The organism is Pelagicoccus mobilis (genome assembly GCF_016595505.1).
Taxonomy (GTDB): domain Bacteria; phylum Verrucomicrobiota; class Verrucomicrobiia; order Opitutales; family Opitutaceae; genus Pelagicoccus; species Pelagicoccus mobilis.
The window spans coordinates 49,132-66,197 of record NZ_JAENIL010000013.1 but is presented as its reverse complement, the minus strand read 5'-3'; the positions used below and the strand labels follow the sequence as shown (position 1 = coordinate 66,197).

Sequence of the window (17,066 nt, the reverse complement as noted above, 5' to 3'; positions counted from 1 at the left end):
CCCAATCACCCTAAGCGTCCTCAGACGCTTCCCACCCTGAATCGCCATTGGCGATTCTTCTGCATCAAACATTCGCGGGCAAAACACAGCACTACCCGATCACCCGTCCCTCTTCACCATTCGTGGGCCAAAAACCAACACAACCCGATCCCTTCTCAAACATCCAGTACCCGCCGGAACTCCCAATTTCCCAGCGGCGAGACGAGATCGTATCCGCAATCCGAGCACACCAAACCATCGTCCTCACCGGCGAGACCGGATCCGGCAAAACCACCCAGATCCCCAAGATGTGCCTCGATGCGGGACTCGGTCGCAAAGGCAAACGCATCGCCTGCACCCAGCCTCGCCGCGTCGCCGCCCTCTCCGTAGCCAAACGCGTCGCCGAAGAGCTCGACGTCGATTTCGGCCGCGAAGTCGGAGCCAAGATTCGCTTCACAGACCAGACCAGCAAGCAGACCCGCGTCAAATTCATGACCGACGGCATGCTGCTCACCGAGATCCACGCCGATCCCCTCATGAGCGACTACGAGGCAGTCATCATCGACGAGGCTCACGAGCGCTCCCTCAATATCGATTTCCTTCTCGGCCACCTCAACCAACTCCGAATCCGTCGGCCCGACCTCAAAATCATCATCACGTCGGCCACCATCGATACCGACAAATTCTCCGCCGCCTTCGACAACGCCCCCATTATCGAAGTCTCCGGCCGCGTCTATCCCGTCGACATCATCTACGCGCCCCTCGACGAACTACTCGAGGACACAGGCGATTACACCTACCTCGAAGGTATCGCCGAATCCACCCAACGGATACAAGACGAATTCGGCCTAGGCGACATCCTTGCCTTCCTCCCGACCGAAAAAGACATCCGCGATGCCATGGACCTGCTCGAGTCCCGGTTCGGCAGACGCATGGAAATCATCCCCTGTTTCGGCCGTCTCTCAAACGCCGACCAACAACGTATCTTCCTTCCCTCCACCAAGCGAAAACTCATCCTCGCAACCAACATTGCCGAAACGTCGCTCACCATCCCCGGGATCCGGTTCGTCATCGACACCGGCCTCGCACGCATTTCCCGCTACAATCCCCGCGGACGCACCAAACGCCTCCCCATCGTAAAAGTCTCCCAGTCCTCCGCCAACCAGCGCTCCGGACGTTGTGGTCGTGTTGCCGACGGTATTTGCATCCGCCTGTATTCGGAAAAAGATTACCAATCCCGCCCCGTCTATTCCATCCCAGAAATCCAACGTTCCAACCTCGCCGACGTCATTCTCCGAATGCTCTCCTCCAAACTCGGCGATGTCGAAACCTTCCCCTTCATCGATCCCCCCACCCCCGCCGCCATCACCGCCGGCTATCAGCTCCTCGAAGAACTCGGCGCCCTAAAGGTAGCGTCCGCTGTCCCCAGCGGACACCGCCCCCAATCCACACGTACCCTCACAAACCTCGGCCGCCAGCTCTCCCGCCTCCCCTCAGACCCCACGGTCGGCCGCATGCTGCTCGAAGCAGATCGACATCACGTCACCCACGAGATCCTCGTCATCGCCGCAGCCCTCTCTATCCAGGACCCACGCGAGCGACCCATGGACAAAGAGGCCGCCGCCCGCCAAGCCCACGCCCAATTCGAGCACAAGCAATCCGACTTCCTCACCCTCCTCAACATCTGGGAATCCCTCCACGACGATTTCGAAAAACTCTCCCAATCCCGCCTCCGGAAATTCTGCAAAAAGCACTTCCTCAACTACCTCCGCATCCGCGAGTGGCGAGACATCTATCAGCAACTCGAGCGTTCGCTACCAAAGTCGAAAGACGGCAAAACCAAAGGCTACTCAACCGCCCCCATCACCGACCTCGAACGAGACAGCGTCGCCTATCACTCGATTCACGCCTGCCTCCTGACCGGACTACTGACCAATGTTGGCCGACGCGAAGATACCAACCTCTACCGCTGCTCAGCCAATCGCAAGCCCCTCATTTTCCCGGGCTCAGCCCTCTTCATCCGCCAGCCTCGCGACAAGAAAACAGGCAAAAGAAAAACGCCCGGCACCGAGGCCGGAGCCAAACGCAAAAAATCCCCCGAGTGGACCCTCTGCGGCGAAGTCGTCGAAACCAACCGACTCTATCTCCGCACCGTCGCCGCGATCGATCCCGATTGGATCCTACAAGCCGGCCGACACATAGTCACCCAATCCTACAGCGAACCTCAATTTCTTCCCGACCAAGGCCGCGTCGTCGCCCGCGAATCCACACGTATCCACGGTTTGGAGATCCAAAACAAGCAAGTCAGCTACCTCAAAGTCGATTCCGACAAGGCAACCGAAATCTTCATCCGCGAGGCCCTGCTCAACGAGGACTACGAAGCCCCCGCCAACTGGACCTTCCTCGAAGAAAACCGAAAACTCATTTCCCGTATCCAAAACGCCCAGACGGTCATCTCAGTAGCCCACTGGATGGGAGTCGAAGAAGCCGCCTTCCAATTCTACCAAAAACACCTCACCAAGGTAGCTTCCATCCACGACCTAAACCGCTTCCTAAAAGGCGGGACTACCAAGGTAGGGTCCGACGGCCCGGCGGACCGCACTGCAGGATCCTCCCCACCCTCCCTCGCCATGAGCGAGTCCGACCTCACCGCATCCGAAGCATCAACCGTCGACCTCTCCCTTTTCCCCGAAACCGTCCAGCTCGGCAACTCCGCTCTCCCGATCGAATACCAATACAAGCACGGGCACAAGAAAGACGGCGTCACCCTCAAGCTTCCCTACAGCAAAGCCAAATCAATAAACAACGCATTACTCGACTGGCTGATCCCTGGTCACCTCGAGCCCAAAATCCACGCCCTCCTCAAAGCTCTCCCCAAGCAAATACGCCAACGCCTGATCCCCCTAGCGGAAACCGCCAAGAAAATAGCGTCCGAGATTCGACCAACCGGCGACGCCCTCACCACCTCACTGCAAAATCACCTCAAAGTTTCGTATTCGATCGAAACCTACAACAGCGACTGGGACGAATCTGCCATCCCCGACCACCTTCGAGCCCGCGTCGAAGTCCATGACAAGAAAGGTCGACAGATCGCCGAAGCCCGCGACGCAAAAACGCTCCACACACGCATCGAAGAGAAGCAGGCCGAGCTAAGCGCGAAAAAAGCCAACGACACTAGCGGACTCTGGAAACGCGCTCGCGAAAAACACGAACGCGAAATCACCTCAATTTCGGATCTACGGGTAGGGTCCGACCGCCGGGCGGACCGCAATGCAGAATCCTCCCGCATCCAGATCGGACAACCCAACGGCGTCCCGCTCTTCGCCTACCCAGCATTAAGATCTTCCCCGCCAACCCTCCACCTCTCCCTTTTCCCCAGCCCATCCGACGCCACAGCTGCTAACGACTCCGGCATCGCCGCCCTCCTCGAACACGAGCTCCGCCGTGAACTCGCCTGGATCAAGTCTGACCTAAAGGACGTCCAACGTGTCGGTCCCGCAGGAGTCGCCTTCCGGCCCATAGCCGACCTCAAGGACGACGTCTACGAACACATCCGCCAATCCCTCCGTACCCACGATCTCACGACACTCGATCCCGAAGCCATTCTTGCAGCCCGAGAAAAGGCCCACGAACGCTCCAAAGGCATTCTCTATAAAGTAGTCGACCAGCTCAAAACCATCCTCGAAAAGAGGCAAGCCCTCGTCGTCCAATCAACCATCGCCAAACACTTCAGCGAAGATATCGACCGCATTCTTCCTCCCGACTTCCTACGTCACACGCCCAATCACATTCTCCCTCGCATCCCAGTCTACCTCGACGCTCTCCAACGCCGAGCCGAGACTCGCGCCCAAAACCCAAGCCGCGACGCCCAACGCCAAGCCCAACTCGACCACTACCATCAACGCCTAAAACAGGTAGCGTCCGCTGTCCCAACGGACACCCACACATCCCTCAAATTCATGATCGAGGAGTTCGCCGTCTCCCTCTTCGCCCAACACCTCGGAACCGCCTATCCCATTTCTCCCAAAAAACTCGATAAAGCCTTCTCAGAGGTAGGGCTCGACGGCCCGGCGAGCCGCACCGCAAGCGCTCCCCCCATTGCCAAATCCAGCCCTAAAACGCCACCAGCCACCAGCAGTCCCGACCGTCCTACCCAAGCGGATCTTCAGTCGTTGAAAAATCTCTTCAAGTAGGACAGCCCGAGTCAGCTACTCAGCAATCTCCTCGAGCAAGGCTTCGAAATCCGGGATTTCACCCAAGTACTCGTAATAGAACATTAGCGAACCGTCACGCGCCACAGACTCACGAACCTTCCTGTATTCAGAGTTTTCGAAAACAACGATCGGCTCGAGGACCGTGTCAGGGTCTACGTCGACACCACCTTGCATAGCACGTAGAACATACTTGCTCTTTTGCTCTTCAGTCAGCCCCGCCAAAGATACGTACAACCCACCATCAGATCGCGGCCCAATCGAAAGAGGCGACGTCACAATCTGCGGATCAAATCCCAAATCGTACTCCACAAAATTAGGAATTCCGTCCAAATCGTAATCTCTAACCGTATCGAAAACTGAATACTTGTTCGGCACAAACCCGACACGACGTATCCAGTCCTCGAGGTATCCAGGCACCTCCTCGCTCTTATGAACCAGCGAACGCAGGTAGACCTGCAAGTCGTATTGAGACCAAATTCGATTATCTACGATCTCGAATATCACCTCATCCGATTCTCCGGAAATTGGAAGGGCTCCCTCCAGATAGCGACCATTCCCCCACCAATCTAGGACATACGGGATCGAATTTCCATTGAGCAAAACTCGAGGGGCCAGCGTCTCCGGAATCGAATTTCTCCAAAAATCAAACTGGTACTCGAACAAGCCGTTCTCCAGCCCGCTTAGTTTCAAGTACACATCTCCGCTCTGATTAAATAAGGGCGACTCATAGTAGGTGCCTTTCCACATCCAAGCCCCATTGCTTGCTTTCTGGAATGGGAATCCGAAAAGCGTTTGCTCCTCCCAAACGAGACCTCGAATCGAAAGATGGTCATCGACCTCTAAGGAATAGCCGTCGTCAAGCATCGTCGCGCCCTCCGGCACTCCAAGCCACTCCTCGATGACGCCTTCTACACGCACGGTTTCACCTAGCGCAAAAATGGATCGATCCGGAGTCACAGCGACCTCGCCGCCCACACCCTTAGCCTCGAGCAAGTACCCAGGAATGACTTCAAGACTTCCGTCAAAGACGAATCGCTTGTAATAATTGTTGAGCGCGATCTCGAAAACGTGCTTCCCGGACGGAATGCCAACCAGCACACCATCGCCGCTACTCGCCTTTACGATCGTGAGCGACTCTAAAAGGGTCTTCCCGTCCAACCTGAACTTGGAGAAATTCTCAAGAGCTTCCTCGTCCAGCCAAAGAACCGCCGGCCCCTCAATCCCGGTCGAAATAGATCCCGTGCCCGATCCCACATACTCGAAAGTATGACGATAGCTCGCTTCATCCCCGTCCTCAATCGCGCCTTTTGTGTACTCGATGTCAGCACCTCTCCAAACTCTACCATCGACCTCGTATTCAGAAATCCCATCGCCACTGAAGACGGCTATAGGTTCAGGATCGATACCAGCTCGGATACTTAACTCGATCGATTCGTTCTCATACGGAGGTAGCCAACCTGAAAACACGTATCCAACATTTGGTATTGGAATAAACTCGGTCACTTCACCCAAATCGTACCAACCCACCCCTCGCTGAGGAATGCTGCGACCAAACTCACTAGAGGTTTCAGCCACAAAAACATCGTCGAAAAACTCGAAGCCATCGATCCATCCGCCGTATTTATTTTCACCCGACCAATCAACATGCAGCGTCACCTCGCTCGCCCCTTCCGGTATCTGTACGCCGACCTTCCAATTCTCCAACGGACGATCAACAATAAGCGCAGGCTCGCCGTCCACAAACACCGAAAAAATCTCTTCTCGAACACCGCGCCCAAAGACCATAAATTTGGGTCCCTCAACCTCCAGAGTGAGCGCAGACTCAAGAGGTCCCCCTTCAACCCGACGGGCCGACCACCTGAAATGATGCACGATCGTGCCGAGCACTTCGTCCACCTCGTCGATCCCTAGATCCGAGCTTTGATTCCAAGCTCGCTCGTGATTCAATATGATCCGCCCCAACTCACTTTCCAAAACTCTGCGGAATGTCGGACGAACCACCTTGTTGAAGCCCTGCGCAACCGCGAGAGTGGCGTCTCCCGATACCAGCTCACCATCGATCGTCCACATAGAAAACAAAGGCTCTGATTGAAGATCAATCTCCAGCTCGACGCCTCCATCCCCCTGTTGCTCGGACGACATTTCATGCGCAAGGGGCACAGCATACGACGGTCCCCATCCAGGTGCGACATTCACATCCGAAATATACCCACCCACAGAATTTCTAGAGGACTTCAACGTCAAGGTGCGGCCACCCTCTACAAACAAGCTACAACGAACCCAGCCCAACTCGTCTTCCAAGAGCACTCGATCTCCGTATCCAACACCATACGACAACGTTCCGGGGCTCCCCTCCTCGAACAACGCATTGAACGTCACAACAGTATCCTCGCTAACCGTAAGCTGCAACCAAGATTGATCCGCGATTTCATAAACGCGCCCCCCATCAGGCCCAGCCTTCAAGTTCACTTGGGACACGCCTTCGCCGACTCCAATAAGCGTTCCCACATCAAACCGCTCAATCACCTCGTCAGTGTACTCCGCGATCAGAGACACTTCCCGCTCGACCTCAAGTCTCAGCATCCGGTCTTCGGATACAATTACCGCAGGATAATCTCGAGTCCGCCAGCGGTAAAAGCTCCGACCGTTATCATCGGTTTCCGGAGCCTCAAACTCCGCGATCTCGCCAAACCCGTACAGCCCCGTACCGTTTCCGCCTGTGATCGTAGCTGAGTAGGAACTAGCCTGCACACTAAACTCGGTCTGAAAGTTTGGCACGTACACTCTCTTGATCGAAGAACCCGACGACTCATCTGGCGTCACCTCAAGAGCGACTTGATGGACTCCCTCCTCCAGCACAACGCCCATTGCCTTATCACGTGGGCCTAAGGTTTCGACAAGTTCAACCTTCGCCCCATCCACAAAAAAGTCGCTCGCCAGAACAATATCCCCATACACGGGATCGACATCAAGCCACAAGACTCCAGGACCAACAACGCTAGTCGTCGCTCTTGCCACTTCGCCTTCTGCGAAGGTATCCGTGTTCCAGAAAAACACGCCTTCAAACGGATTAGATCCCCATTTTCCCGCCGTTGGCACAGGCCCTTCATACAACCAGGTCAGTCCCCCCTGTTCACGTTCCGCTTCGAAGATCGGATCAAACTCATAAGGGCCGTCTACCGTTATGTTGAAAGCACTGCCTTTCGCATCGTGCGGCGGTCTCCAACCTTTGAATACATTCCCTTCGTCAACTAATACAGAAACAGCAACCTCCGTCCCCGCTTCATGGATAAAGCCGCTTGGTTCCAAGTTAACATCTCCTCCGTAGGGCGAGGAGTTAAGCTGCACCACAGGGTACCCACTATAGTAGCGAACTGGATACAATCCACTCCAAGGCCAATGACGATCGAGCTCGACGATTGCATATTCAGGTACTTGAGCACGCAATGTGACCGTATGAGCTCCCTCCAGGATATCGATATGCCCAGGCCAAACCTCAAACGGCCCCGAGTCGCCAAGCCGGTATTCTAAACCAAGCAAATGCTGTTTGGAAATCGACAAAATTCCCGGTCCCACCACCTCAGCGCTTAACTCAACTTCCGGGTTAGCGTTGTTAAACCCGATCGCATCCGTGAAGTTCGGCCCAACATAGACGGACTCCGGCTTATCGATCGTCCAGAGAATCCCGCCCACCTCTAGTTGACTAGGTAAGAAAGCCGCCTCCGAGACGACTGCCGATTCGACAACGATACTCTCACTTGCCCCTGCGCCACTGAGTGTTCCCGTCCACTTGTCGAACACAGTTCCCTCAATCCCAACAGCCGTGACGCTCAACTCCGTACCGTGAGGCACATACGGAAAGCTGTTTGAGTTCCAGGGCTCGTCGGCCACCAACTCCGGTTCCGTGCTCACAGAGCCATTCAACGCGCTCAGCCTGACCTGATAGTCAGCGAGTAGCTCAAACTGCATCGGATAATAGTAGTCGTCTATGGCACGTTCGATAGAGATCTGAAACTCGTGAGTTCCCTCAGGAATTGGGATGTAAGCGTTTGCCCCGCCCGAAAGAGGAAGCGACCGAGCCAAGTCGATATCAGAGTTGATAACCCGAAAAGTTGCTCTGCCATTTGTCGGGGCTGGTTCGATCACACGGATCCGAGCCGGCCCGACCACGCTGCCAAAGAGGTAACTCTTCTCGCCGGGTTCAAGACTCGCAGGAGACTTAACGATCCCCTCTTCGATCGTCCAATCTCCTACACCGCCCTGCCGGCTGACCAAGGAATGCCCGGAAAAGTCCTTAGAAAAGACAGCTTTAACCTCCATCTCTCTGTACATCGTAAAGGACAACTCTCTCGAATTCCCCGAGACATCCCCCTCCCAACGCAAAAATTCGTATCCATCTTCTGGAACAGCCGTTAGACTCACCTTCTCGCCCTGCTGGACACGATGTGTCCCGACCGCGTATCCATCGATCCTGCCACCGGACGGCTCTCTCACGTTGAGTTCCCATCCGGGTTCCCAAGATAGATTGCTCAGCTCGATATCAATCTCCCTCGCATAGTCATTCCATATCTCAATCAGACGAGCCGAACCGTCCAGCTCGAAGGCATAGCTTTTCGGAGCATCCGAATTCTCGATATGCTTCAAGTCCTTGCCGTTCACGTAGACGCGAAGCGAGTCAGCCATCGATTTCGCATCAAACGAAAAGACGCCCGGTCCCTTCACTCTCCACGCCAACGCACTCTTCTCCTCAGAACCAACGCTTCCTTTCGCTGCGATCACCGCATCATCGCCAGAACCACTAACCACCCAATCTGGCGACCCCACCTGGAAGGCTTCCAACACCGGTGACTCTACCACCTTGCCAAACTCAGCAACCAACTCTCCTGCCGATCGGACTACAAACTCGATCTCCTCTTCGCTAGATTCGACGATGCCTTTCCAGCCCAAAAACTCCCAGCCGTCTTCCGGGATCGCTCTCAACTCCAGCAAGTCCCCTATCCCAGCGACTCCCCCCGAAGCGAAGTCGCCCGCAACAGCTCCCATCCCCATAGTGTTCACTTGGATCCGATACCCCTTCTCGAAGGAAACCTCTCGAAGATCCCCTTCCTCTGAAATCTCAATGGAGTGCCGGTAATGTCCTGGTCCAAAATAAACGCTCTTTAACTCTCCCCCATATTCGAAGCGAAGCCGACCGGGTCCTTCAATATCCCAGAATATCTTTCCCGAAGCATGCGGCTCAACAAACGCCACAGACACCCCCTGCAACGCTCCATCCGTTGAAATTTCAGTCCCGAGCAGCGTCTTAACCGGAAGATAGGCCTGCACCTCCCCAAAGTCGAAACGACGCCCCGCCACAGCTTCTAGAAACGGGATCGGCTCTCCCCCCTCTGTAAACACGCCAGACCACTCAGCTCCAAGGTCCTGAAACCATCCATCCCAATACAAGAACTCCAGTCCATCGTCGTCTGGAACCGCCGCGACCGTGACGTACTCTCCTACCTGATACAGCTCACGCACCGGCTCCACCGTCACCTCAGCTCCCCAGCCACTTTTGACGATACGGAAACCTTCCTCCGTGGAAAGAGCATCTAAGTACACCACACACTCTTCGCTTCCAGCCTTCAGCTTCCACCCCCATTCCTCCAAATACTCGTTCGGGGCTACCGCAGACCTCCATTCGCCCAGAACATCCGTCGGTAGATCCACCAACTCGCTCCAACCGCCCATGTAGGCTTCAACATTAAACTCAAGGCCCGCAGCAGCTTCCAACTTGTATCGGAAATGTACCTGACTCGGATCCTCCAAGCGGTGAGCCATAAACAAAACCTCCTGATTAGCCGGCACCAAAACCTTGAGAGCTTTTCCACCCTCAGCATCCTCATCATCAACAACTTCTAAATCCGCACTAGAGTTGTTGTAAAACTCCCACCAGACCAATCCCGACTCGTCTGGAATATCAAGAGCCTCATTCACCTGATCACCATCCACGCTCGGAAAAACAAGCTGAGCTAAGGATACAAAACAACAAAGGGTAACAAAACTGCGAAAAAGCATCCCTAACTGGAACCACCAAACACCATCAACACTCAAGCCAATTCTGAGTGTTTCTACGTAACATTAAATCGACAAACAACCGAGAACCTCCCCTCTAATAGTCGACACCGAAAACGTCGCGTGCGGAAAGCGTCTCACACCACCTCCCAGTTCGCACCCTTTAGAACGAGTACCCAACAAATAGCCGTAAGTCAGTCGCATCCTGTCCCGGCGCCCCTTCATCAAAGCGGCGACGCCCCAAGCCCCCTTTGAACGCGACCCAAACATCGTTCTCAAACGCATACTTGATCACCGTATCGAACTCCTGCGACTCCTTGTCATTCGCGTGAAACGCTCCGACCAGCACGCCCACCAAAGTCCACGGCCCTGTCCTGTAAACAGACTTCAGATACAACGAGTCCGATCCCGCAGCATACTGCTCGGTGTACCAAAGCAGTGTCGCATCAATGACAAACGAAGTGCGAAAGGGAGCCGCCAGGTCCGACCCCCTTCCAACATGCGCCCAACCAGTATCCAAAGTCAGGCCACCCACCTGACGCCGCAGATTCAGCTCCAACATGTCGGCCTCATGCGCCGACATCGCTCCACCACTCATTCCGTCCTGCCGTACAAAATGCGCGGATACGATCCAATCTCCCTCGGCTTCAGTCCGAGGCAAACGGTACGCGAGCTTCCCACCCATATTGTTATAAAAGCCATCAGCATAGTAATCGTATCCACTAATCCTCAAAGCGTCGTTCACTTCCCACGCCGCCGAAGCAAACTGCACTCCGCGGTCTCCACCCCCAAATCCAAGACGCTCGCTGAAATCGATGAAATCCGCGTTTACCGTAGAAGGCCCACCTTCCCGACACGACCAAGAGCTGCAACGCTCGACGTGGCCAAAATCGAGAGCCACTCCGTTCGCAACCTTCGTCTCGAAGCGTATCCCTTCAAACGCCTGCGACTTGTGACGCACCTTGTAACTCGGCATGAAGTCAAACCCCGCAGACTGACGCCCGATCTTAAGGCGTGAGCTGCCCGAACCAAACCCCACCAGTTTCCAATCCAGGTAGAGCTCGTTCACTTCACTCGTAGAGTCATTCGAGAGCCAATAACCCGCATCGACGATACCACTCTCATCCAGCCGCTCCACATGCAGCAATTGGGCGCCCACCCTGAGCGCGTCCGACAAGTCTGACTCGAAATCCAAGGTCAGCGACGCGCTCACGCTTTCACCTTCCACCTCTCCTCCATAGTCTCGTCCCATCGCCAGCATCAACATCGACCCATCGATCTTCAATTCAGCCGAGCTCACGCCCTGAGCTCCAACAAACAGACCCAGCCCCAAGCCAAAGCTCTTCGCCAACAAACCTACCCTTCCAAAATCTAGAGACTCCATAACCATTCGCGAATCCACTTATCACGGACGCAATGAACAACAACGCCCACTCCGCACCCGTCTCAACTTCAGATGCAGCCCATAGCATGCGTTTGTAGTCGCGCTAATTATTCCAATTAGCCGTTCCCCCGGAAAAACGAATCAATCAGCCCAGAATTCATCTCGCCCCCACACTCTCTCAACCTAACATCCGCCCAATTGCCCGCGCCGACAAGTAACCTCTCAGCCCTAAAACGTGTATCACCAAGCCATAGCTCGCGTTCGAACTATAGAAAGCCGAGCCAACCCAATCACCGCTTGTGGCTAAACCTCCCCAACAAACGCTCCTCCCTCTTTCCCTCGCTGCGACAATCTGCTGGCTATTCGCCCTGCACTTTCCGCTGGCAGAGGTCGAGAAGTTCGGACTCTCGAACTCCGCCCGCCTGCTCGATATCGGAAGTACCTTCCGAAGCAACCAGCAAGAACTCCTTGGGCTCGTCGCAGAGCTCTTCCTGCTCGTTTTTCCCTCCCTCATCATTCTTCTCCTCCCGATCGCAAGCGCACCCCCACGAACCAAATTTCGTGGGCTCGCAATTCGAATTCTGAGATTCGCACGAACCTGGGCGATGCCTGAAGTATTCGCGTTATCAATACTGGTCGCCTTTATCAAAATAGGCTCGCTCGCAAACTCTCGAGTCGCCCCCGGATTCTACTTCCTCTTAGCCTGCGTCATCTTGCTGACCTACGTCATGCAAAAGCTTCAACTCAAAGATGCCCCCCACTGGAAGAATAGAAAGACAGCCATCTCCTACATCGTCGCAGCATCCGCGCTTCTGATTCCGGCGCTCACTTTACCGATCACCATCATAGCAAGTCCCGGAGGCACCACTCAGAGCACCCTGCTCGGAGGCATCGCTGAACTCGCCATCCACGGATCCTGGGGAATAGCAGCAGTCGTATTCATCGCTTCCATACTCATACCGATCGGAAAACTCGGAAGCCTTTGCTGGCTCCTAACACTCTCTCCGCAAAAGTCGTCCTCTCCCTTCGCTCGCAAAACCTACCGCTTCATCGACTTCGTTGGACGCTGGTCCATGCTCGACATCTTCCTCATCGGATTCCTGGCGACTCTCATAGACTTTGGCCCCCTTTCATCGATAAAACCTGGGCCAGCAGCGCCCGCCTTCGCCGCAGCCGTTATCCTGACCGTGATCGCCGTCGAACGCTTCGAACTGCCCAGCCCGCAATCACGATAAACCACCTTCCTCGAAAGACACAGAACCCACTACCGATCGCAGTGACACAATCACCTAAAACCAAAAGTCCCAGTCCCAACTCCATCCTCGTTTGGATAGTCCCATTGCTAGCCCTCCTAGTCGGGGCTTACATGATCTTCAAGGAACTCCGCAACGAGGGACCACGAGTTACAGTGGCGTTCCAAGATGGAGCCGGGCTTGAAGCTGGAAAAACAAAAGTTCAACACAAGGGACTAACGGTCGGTACCGTAGATTCTGTCGCCCTCTCGAAAGACCTCTCCGAAGTCGAAGCCGTCATCACGCTAAACCGATCTGCCAAAGGCCTCGCTCGCGATGGATCCGATTTTTGGATACTCCGACCTCAAATCGGGCTCGAAGGCGTCACTGGATTGGGCACGATCCTCAGCGGTCCCAGCATCCAAGTCGCCCCCGGGATTGGCCCCTTCAAAAAACGCTTCACCGGACTGGATCGCGCCCCCCTTCAAGGCTCTCAGCTCGGCTACCACTACACCCTCAGAGTTGACCAACTCGGATCTCTAAATCCGGGAGCGCCCGTTCTCTACAAGCAGTTCAAAGTCGGCGAGGTGGTCGAAACCAAACTCGCCCCCGACGCGACGGCGATTCTCATAACCATCCTCATCAACTCCCCCTACGACAAGCTCGTCCGCACCAACTCAGTCTTCTGGAACGCAAGCGGCATCGACATGAAGGTCGGCCTGCTCGGAGCAAAAATCCAAACAGACTCCCTTCAATCCGTCCTCACCGGCGGCATCATGTTCGCCACCCCCGAAGACCTCGAGGACGGCGAACTCGCACCTGAAAACACAGAATTCCCCCTCCAGAAAGAAGCCGACAGCGACTGGCACGAGTGGAAACCAATCATCCAACTCGAACAGGAGGGCAATGCTCCGTCGTTGCCATAAGCCCACTCACAAACGCGACGGAGCGCACCCCTCCTCGCGTTCAACCTCTACCGGTATCCGCATTGCGATGACAGCGGCTCCCATAACGGCAACCCCTCCAACCATCGCCCACCACATAGGGCCGATTTGGCCATAGAACCAAACGCCCCCACTAGCGATCAAGTTGCTCATCGCCCATGTCATGCCACGAAATCCGAAATAGCGGCCTCTCAACTTCGCCGGAGCCAGGTTACTGCTGTAGGCCATTCCGAGCGGGATCGCAATGATCTCGCCAATCGTGAAAACGCTCATCGCAGCGAAAAAGCCCCAGAAGCCTTCCACAACGGCGAACATCGCACAACCGACACCAATCAGGCTATAGCCTATCGATAGAACCAAGCGCGGACTCTTTTCCTTCAACCACTTGCTAGCTGGCATCTCAACGAAGATAATCAGCAAACCGTTCCAGCCCATTATCAGTCCATACTTCTCCGGCGTAAGTCCACGATCGGTAGCAAGAATCGACAGCAGGATAAAGATCTGCGCGAAAGCGATCCCCATCAGCAATACAGCAGTCAGAAAGCGACGGAAACGGATATTCCGATGAACATCCACCGCAGCCTCCATCCAACTTTTAAGTACAACTTTTGGAGAGGTCACATTGCCTTCGATGGTCCGCAATCCGTGCGGCAAGAAGCAAAACGCGAGGATCGCAAACAAGTATGTCGTGAACGCGTCACCAAAGAAAATGAGCATCGGTGACTTCACATATAGGATACCCGCCACTGCAGGTCCTGCAGCGAAGCCAGCATTGATTGCTAAACGAAACAATGCGAACGCCATGATTCGCTTTTCCTCTGGTACCAAGTCAGTCAGCAACGCGCTAGACGGGGGGCCGAAGAGAAAGGTCGAAAAGCCATAGACAGTTCCAATCAACAGCAACACACCGTAGTGTTCAGCGTAATACATTCCTATCAACAGGGTCGCGCTGGCAGTAAGCGATAACACAATCGTGTTTCGCCTACCGATCGCATCCGCAAGATATCCCCCTGCGAAAGGTCCCACGAAGTTCCCTACTCCCATGGCTGCCATCACTCCTGCAATCTGGGCAAAATCAAACGATTTCTCCTTCAGATAGAGAGCAAGGAAGGGATAGACGAAAGCGCCAAAGCGATTGAGAAACTGCCCTACTACGAGGACATAGACCGGCCTTGGCATGGAGCATACCTCAGCTATTAGCTCTTTCAGAAATGGGAGAGGAGTTTTCATTTTACGGCATGGATTAGGGGGATCAGATATACAAAAAGCCCCTGCTGGATTTTCATTCAGCAGGGGCTTCTTAGCTCTGATACGTTATTATTTTATGTATCGACTATATGGATAAGCCTTTCCCGCTGCAATAGGTTAGCACATGACGGTCTTTATCAAAACCTGCACCGGACCACACGCACACAGCCATGAGCGAACGGAGCGCATACGCTTCGCTTTGCTTCATTTTGGCTGTCGGCTGGAAAGTCATTCGTCGTGAAACAATCTCCTCAAACGAAAAATATCAAGCACAGATTTATAAAGCTAGTGTCCGAGAGCGTGTTTTAAAGTGTCGCCTATTTCTCAAGTGGTAGGGTCTGACCGCCGGGCAGACCGTGTTGCAGGATCAAGCTTCTGCTGCGTGCCGAGCCGTCACCCCTACGATCGACACTTAAAAAAACTGGAGCGGAGCACCGCCTCGGACCTGGATCAAAGCACGTAACTCAGCCCCCAATACGTAAGCATCCCCAAGGCAATCGTCGCTAGAACATTCCGTGTTTTCCATGCAACTAAAACAGCAACGAGAGCGGCTACCGGCTTTTCCACTTCAAACATTTCGCCTTCACTCGCTCCACTGAGCAAAACCGCCGGAACGATAAGCGCAGTCAATGCAGCCGGCGGAATAAAACGCAGAACTGATTCCAATCGCCCCTCCCCTCCAACGCGGATCGGCAGGAGAAGAAACGAGGCTCGTACCAGGAAAGTCCCTACGCCCACTGCAATTGCAACCAGCCAATACTCTTGCTCCTCAATCACAACGTGCCCCCTTTCTCAAGGTCGCCATCCAGCCCAGAGCGATTCCTCCAAACGCGGCGACGAGCAACCCGAGATTTAAGGGCAGCCAATCAAAAGCATACGCGATTCCTCCCGCCGCCAAAGCAGCGATCAAACTCGGACGATCCGAAACCCGTGGTACTACCAAGGCAATGAACGTCAGCGGGATAGCAAACTCCAGTCCGAGCTCAGAGGGGATGAACGGTCCGACATAAGCTCCCAAAGCTGTGGACAGGTTGAACGAGATCCACATAGCGATGCCTGCTCCCAAGTAATACATTGGACGATGTACTGACACCGCATCCTTCTCAGAGAATCGATTGATCGAAGTCGCAAAGGCTTGGTCGGTCAGCAGATAGGCAAACAAAGCCCGCATCGAAAAACGCTCCTTGTGAAAGTGTGGCAACAAAGAAGCACTATACATCATCATGCGTAGATTAATGGCCAAAGCCGCCACAATCGCTACGCCCACCATTCCTTCCTCCGCTAGCAGTTGAGCGGCAACGATCTGGCTCGCCCCCGCGAATATCATTACAGACAAGCCAATCGCGCCCCACTCCGTCATTCCCGAAGCCACGCAGACCGCTCCGCAAATCAGACCAAAAGGCACGACTCCAAGCATTACCGGCAAAGTAGCCCTAGCCCCCTCCTTAAACGAGACCCAACGACCCAACTCAAAAAGCTCCAGATCGCTCATATCGGCACATCCTCCTCCAACGGTAAACGCATCCTCACATCCGCCCGCCCATAGGGCGTCGGGCCTAACTCTGTCTCTACGAATCCAAGTTTCCGATACAGAGCAATCGCTCCAAACAATTTCGAAGACGTATAGAGGATGACCTCGTCTCCTCCTCGTTTTCTGGTCCATTCAACCGCGAACTCAACAAGCATGCGACCAATTCCATTTCCTTGGTGTTCAGGCGTCACCGCCATCTTACCGAGCTCGTAAACGCCTCCGCCCAAGGGAATAACGCTACCTGTTCCAACAGCCAGCCCGTCTAGTAAGGCAAAGTACACACAGCCGCCTTTAGCTAGAATCGTCTCCTCGGGCTTCGACAAAAGCTCTCGATCAATCGGCTCCACATGAAAGAACGCCTCCAGCCACTCTTCGTTTAACTCCCGAAAGCGATCTTTCAGCTCCTCACGATACTCGACCAATTCAATCTTCATGTGGAGAATGATGACAATTGACACAATCCATCGTCAATGTCCTTATTGT

Annotated in this window: 9 protein-coding genes; 3 read left to right on the top strand and 6 right to left on the bottom strand. The window is 54.5% G+C overall.

Annotated elements, in window-relative coordinates:
* Window positions 1–47 precede the first annotated feature (47 nt).
* Entirely contained in the window at window positions 48–4,172 is a 4,125-nt protein-coding gene (gene hrpA, locus JIN87_RS08620) for an ATP-dependent RNA helicase HrpA (protein WP_200355144.1), read from the top strand.
* A 15-nt stretch (window positions 4,173–4,187) separates the two neighbouring features.
* Here hrpA and JIN87_RS08615 read toward each other — a convergent pair whose 3' ends face one another.
* Both JIN87_RS08615 and JIN87_RS08610 read right to left on the bottom strand, forming a co-directional pair.
* Window positions 4,188–10,247, bottom strand: a complete 6,060-nt coding sequence (locus JIN87_RS08615) for an InlB B-repeat-containing protein (RefSeq protein ID WP_200355143.1) — start codon at window positions 10,245–10,247, stop codon at window positions 4,188–4,190.
* Window positions 10,248–10,407: 160 nt separating this feature from the next.
* Window positions 10,408–11,628 carry a hypothetical protein gene (locus JIN87_RS08610; protein ID WP_200355142.1) on the bottom strand — a complete coding sequence of 407 codons (1,221 nt, stop codon included), beginning with the start codon at window positions 11,626–11,628 and terminating at the stop codon, window positions 10,408–10,410.
* A 299-nt stretch (window positions 11,629–11,927) separates the two neighbouring features.
* Between JIN87_RS08610 and JIN87_RS28735 the strand changes: the two genes are divergently transcribed.
* Together JIN87_RS28735 and JIN87_RS08600 are read left to right on the top strand one after the other, a co-directional pair.
* Window positions 11,928–12,863: a paraquat-inducible protein A gene (locus tag JIN87_RS28735; protein ID WP_200355141.1), complete on the top strand. Its 936-nt coding sequence runs from the start codon at window positions 11,928–11,930 to the stop codon at window positions 12,861–12,863.
* Between the two features lie 41 nt (window positions 12,864–12,904).
* On the top strand, window positions 12,905–13,786 hold the full coding sequence (locus JIN87_RS08600; protein ID WP_200355140.1) for a PqiB family protein: 882 nt from the start codon (window positions 12,905–12,907) through the stop codon (window positions 13,784–13,786).
* 6 nt (window positions 13,787–13,792) lie between these two features.
* Here the strand turns inward: JIN87_RS08600 and JIN87_RS08595 are convergent, their stop codons facing one another.
* The 4 genes from JIN87_RS08595 to JIN87_RS08580 all read right to left on the bottom strand — a co-directional run bounded on the left by JIN87_RS08595 (window position 13,793) and on the right by JIN87_RS08580 (window position 17,017).
* Window positions 13,793–15,034 carry an MFS transporter gene (locus JIN87_RS08595; RefSeq protein ID WP_200355139.1) on the bottom strand — a complete coding sequence of 414 codons (1,242 nt, stop codon included), beginning with the start codon at window positions 15,032–15,034 and terminating at the stop codon, window positions 13,793–13,795.
* Window positions 15,035–15,502: 468 nt separating this feature from the next.
* Window positions 15,503–15,829 (bottom strand): AzlD domain-containing protein, encoded by a 327-nt coding sequence (locus JIN87_RS28900; protein WP_200355138.1) that lies wholly within the window; start codon window positions 15,827–15,829, stop codon window positions 15,503–15,505.
* On the bottom strand, window positions 15,822–16,544 hold the full coding sequence (locus JIN87_RS08585; RefSeq protein ID WP_200355137.1) for an AzlC family ABC transporter permease: 723 nt from the start codon (window positions 16,542–16,544) through the stop codon (window positions 15,822–15,824). The genes JIN87_RS28900 and JIN87_RS08585 overlap by 8 nt, the downstream gene beginning before the upstream one ends.
* Window positions 16,541–17,017: a GNAT family N-acetyltransferase gene (locus JIN87_RS08580; RefSeq protein ID WP_200355136.1), complete on the bottom strand. Its 477-nt coding sequence runs from the start codon at window positions 17,015–17,017 to the stop codon at window positions 16,541–16,543. The genes JIN87_RS08585 and JIN87_RS08580 overlap by 4 nt, the downstream gene beginning before the upstream one ends.
* Window positions 17,018–17,066: the final 49 nt, after the last annotated feature.

What these genes read in the sequence shown, in the direction of transcription:
- JIN87_RS08585 (WP_200355137.1), bottom strand. Translation starts at nt 16,544, where the DNA reads ATGAGCGATCTGGAGCTTTTTGAGTTGGGTCGTTGGGTCTCGTTTAAG.
- JIN87_RS08610 (WP_200355142.1), bottom strand. Translation starts at nt 11,628, where the DNA reads ATGGAGTCTCTAGATTTTGGAAGGGTAGGTTTGTTGGCGAAGAGCTTT.
- JIN87_RS08580 (WP_200355136.1), bottom strand. Translation starts at nt 17,017, where the DNA reads ATGAAGATTGAATTGGTCGAGTATCGTGAGGAGCTGAAAGATCGCTTT.
- JIN87_RS08595 (WP_200355139.1), bottom strand. Translation starts at nt 15,034, where the DNA reads ATGAAAACTCCTCTCCCATTTCTGAAAGAGCTAATAGCTGAGGTATGC.
- JIN87_RS08615 (WP_200355143.1), bottom strand. Translation starts at nt 10,247, where the DNA reads ATGCTTTTTCGCAGTTTTGTTACCCTTTGTTGTTTTGTATCCTTAGCT.